The sequence below is a fragment of the Pseudoalteromonas sp. genome (genome assembly GCF_041613455.1).
In the GTDB taxonomy this organism is placed as follows: domain Bacteria; phylum Pseudomonadota; class Gammaproteobacteria; order Enterobacterales; family Alteromonadaceae; genus Pseudoalteromonas.
In genome coordinates this window covers 1-3,842 of the sequence record NZ_JBFJHD010000253.1, presented here as the reverse complement: position 1 = coordinate 3,842, position 3,842 = coordinate 1, and the positions used below count along the sequence as shown (strand labels likewise).

The following is a 3,842-nucleotide window of genomic DNA, read 5'->3' as shown; positions in this document are numbered from 1 at the left end:
CCAATGCTGCTCGCGTCTAGCCAGGTCAATGCAGCCAGCAACCATGTAAATAACGTGAGCAACTCCATTTCAAACTTTGACGTTACAAAAGTGCCAGTAGTGAATCAATTGCAGCAAACAGCACTGACACAACTAGCCAGCTTAAGTGACGAACAAACTCAGGCTATTGCACAACTAAAAGCAGCGAATCCACAGGCACAGGTGTCGGTTAACGAAATGACCGGCACCATTGACTCATTAACGGGGATTGCGATACAAACCTCGGGCGATTCAATAGAAAATATGGCGCGCAACTTTATTAGCGATCATCAGGCAATGTTTGCTGGCCTAAGCGCTGACCAACTACAGTTTAATCCGCACCGCTCTAAAGCAGCACTGGGCGGACATATAGTGCGCTTAGATCAAGTTGTTAATGGCATTAAAGTGGACGGTAATGGATTAGGCATCATTATTGATAAAGATAACCAAGTGCGTGGTGTAATGGGGCCTTATCAAAAGCAGTTATCGCTTTCGGCAAGCCCAGACTTGTCTGCTGATGAAGCAGTACTTGCGGCAACGAACGATTTAGCCTCTTTTGCAAAAAATTTGCCCGCTGCGGCTATGTCGGTATTAACCCCTGCATTTGACACCATCGCAGCGCAGTTGGGTGTGTTTAAAACCCCGATTCCTGAACTACGTATTGTGCAAACAGCCGACGGTCATAATTTAGTGTGGCAGTTTTACTACTACTCAACCAACCCGTTTGGGGTATTTAAATATATGGTTGATGCGCAATCGGGCGACGTTCTGTATCGCGAAGATCAAGTGCGTACTGCCGAAGAGTCACAACCCACTGATCAATTTGCCGATTACTTTCCTACTTTCCCGCCCATTACACCACAACTACAAAACGACTGTGAAATTGTTGATGAAAATGGTGGAGTAAGCGGTCGCCCTGAAGGCTTACTACGCATTAAATTAAGAAAGTTTGATGATACTAACCGTGTAAGCGGTTTAGCAGGCGCTTTAACAGGCAAACATGCGCATATAGAAAATGCACTGCCTACTAAGCTGCCTTTTGCGCAAGCAGCGCTAGGCACCTATTACTTTGATAAAGACGAAGCCCCGTTATATGCCCGCCCTAATGAGAAAGATCATTTAGCCGAGCCTGCCGAGCACTTCGATGGCATTAGCCAATTTATTTACATCACCAACTTAATGGAGTATTTGGATTATCTACACAAAGACGGTGATGCAGTGCATGCACGTGGCTTTGGCAGTGGTAGCTTCCCTGATCAATACCCAAATGAATCAGTGCCGCTCGTCGGGGTAGTGCATATTCCAAACGTATTAGATGCGCCAACAGATAGCAGCGATCCTGAATTTGTGAAAAAGTTACTGGGGCTAGATAACGCCTTTGCAATACCGCTTTCACAAGAAATAAACGGCGAAGAAGTGGTGGTTAACCCAACATTTTACGGCCATGGTTATTTATTCAATAATTTAGCGGTTGATTTTAGTGTGCCAATGCACGAAGGCACGCACGCCACGATTACTCCAATTGCCGGTTTTGAAGGCAGCCCAGAAGGCGGCGCACTCAACGAAGGTCAAGCCGATTTATGGGCTTACACTATAGGCGAAACACCTGACTTAGGGACTTACCCCGTTAACTCATGCGACTTAAGAGCGTATTTACGCGATAAAAATGTTGATCCCGATTCGTTTCAATATATTCGCAGCGGTCAAAGCCAATTACGTTATTCCCAGTTAGGTACTCGCGATGGCGCGTTTGAAGTACATCGCGACGGCGAAATTTATGCCGGGGCTATGTGGGATCTACGAGAGCTGATGCTCACTATGTATCCTGACAACGACTTTGCGCGCCCCGATCCGGTAACCGGTGAAGCCAGCCAAGCGGCAAGTTTAGGTAAAGAAACTTGGGAGCGTATTTTCTTAGGCTCTATGTATGTGCTTGGAGTGAGCGCGCCAGATACCTTTGTAAAAGCACGCGATGCCGCGTTAATTGCCGATGCCATGCTCTATCCTACTAATTCAGTGGATGCTAAATCGTTAGGCAAACATCATGCGTTGATTGAACGTGTGTTTGCTGCACGCGAGCTGGGTAAAAACGCTCAAGCGCCATTAGGCGGAGTACAAATGATTTCAACGGCCGTCAGCGACTTTACTGCAAACCAAACGGCGCCTGACGTACCACAAAACATTATTGCCGATATCGTCAACCAAGATAGCATTGAGGTGTCGTGGGATGCGGTTGATAATGTTATTGGTTATCAAGTATTAAAGCGTAAAGGCGGCAGCCCTGCTCGATTATTTGCCGGTGTTGCTGGGCGTGAATACATGGATGGCGATTTAACAACCAATGGCTACACCCATGTAGAATTTGTAACCGATACCCGTTACTTAGATAAAGGCCAAGGGTTTGGCCGTGGTGCAGGCCAAGGGATTGACGCATTTGACTATCAATATGTGGTGAGAGCAATTAAAGCCAATGAATCTGGGCAAGTGGGCTTTTCAGACCTTTCTGGCACAGCTAAAACTAAGCTTAAAGCTCGAAATGTAACAAAACACGTTAAAGCATCAATTAGTAACGTATCGTTTTCGATGGGCGAATTTGCCTTTGATAACACCCTAACCAACAACCATAGCAAAGCATTATTCGCACCAATTAACTTTGATATCGTATCGATTAGCAGCCCAAGCGTAACGGTAATCAATGCCGATAACGATGGCAACGGCCAGCGTGGTAACACCGCACGCTTTACATACGATGAAACGTTAGCACCGATGATGGACTCTGCGGCGCGTCAATTACGCTTTGCCAACCCACTGGCTGAAATGTTTACCTTTAAAGCAAAAGTATTTGCTCAAGTAGAAGGCCAAGCACGCCCAGCCACGGGTAGCCAAGCAGCACACGACACCTCAGAGCCTGCAGAGCGTAGCGTGGTATACCATGCTATTTCTGAGCATAAAGGTATTGTTGCTGTGGGTACTACCGACATAGAAGTACAAGAAGGCGTTGATTATGTTGACGTAAACTTTACTGCCTTAAGCAGTGCAAAAAGTATCGTTGCCACCTTAACAGCAGACACTGAAGTAGGCGGTGCTTACCCAGATCTTGATTTCTCAATGTTAGATAGTAGCGGTAAAGTGTTAGCTACGTCAGGCAATTTAGGTTCGTCTGAGCAGGTAGGTAGTACCGTGGTTGGCGAGCAAGACTATACCTTGCGCGTTAAAGGCTATGCCAATGTAGCCACGCAATTTACCATTGTACTCGATCAAATGGTCACTGATGCCGCGCAAGCAAGCACGCAAAGCGCAGAGCAAACATTACCTGAAGACAGTGAAATTGAAATTGTTGAATTTATGGTTAACCCCATAAACGGCAGCATTATTAGTCTTTAATCAATAGATGCCACCTAAATAGCCCACTCATTATGTAGCTGGGCTATTTTTTTATTTTTAAAACACAGCTTTAGGTTCTAGGCCCTAGGTTTTAGGTCCTAAGCCCTAGGTCCTAAGCCCAGTACCCGCTGCCCGTCGCCCGCAGTCTCCCTTTTTTCTTCTCTAAAGCGCAGCGCCTCTTATTCTCTTTGTGAATAATCTCATCTCTGGTTATGAATGCATAAGCGTTGCTTCTCATATTATAAGTTTTAGCCTTTAGCTCGACGCCCTTAGCCCTCAGCCCGTCCCTCGCCGCCCAATTCCTTAATACCCAGATTGTGCATACCACTGACAACAAAAATACTGTTACAATAGCTAGGTTTACTACCCACCATCAATGCAAGGCGTGCTGTAATGGAAAAATTTATCAACCACATACAACTTGGCTATTTAGGTTTGCT

General features: G+C 45.9%; 1 protein-coding gene. It reads left to right on the top strand.

Features of this window, described 5'->3' with window-relative positions:
• Positions 1–3,402, top strand: a 3,402-nt coding sequence (locus ABYB02_RS15390) for a M36 family metallopeptidase (RefSeq protein ID WP_372763284.1), incomplete at its 5' end; no start/stop codon positions are given.
• Positions 3,403–3,842: the final 440 nt, after the last annotated feature.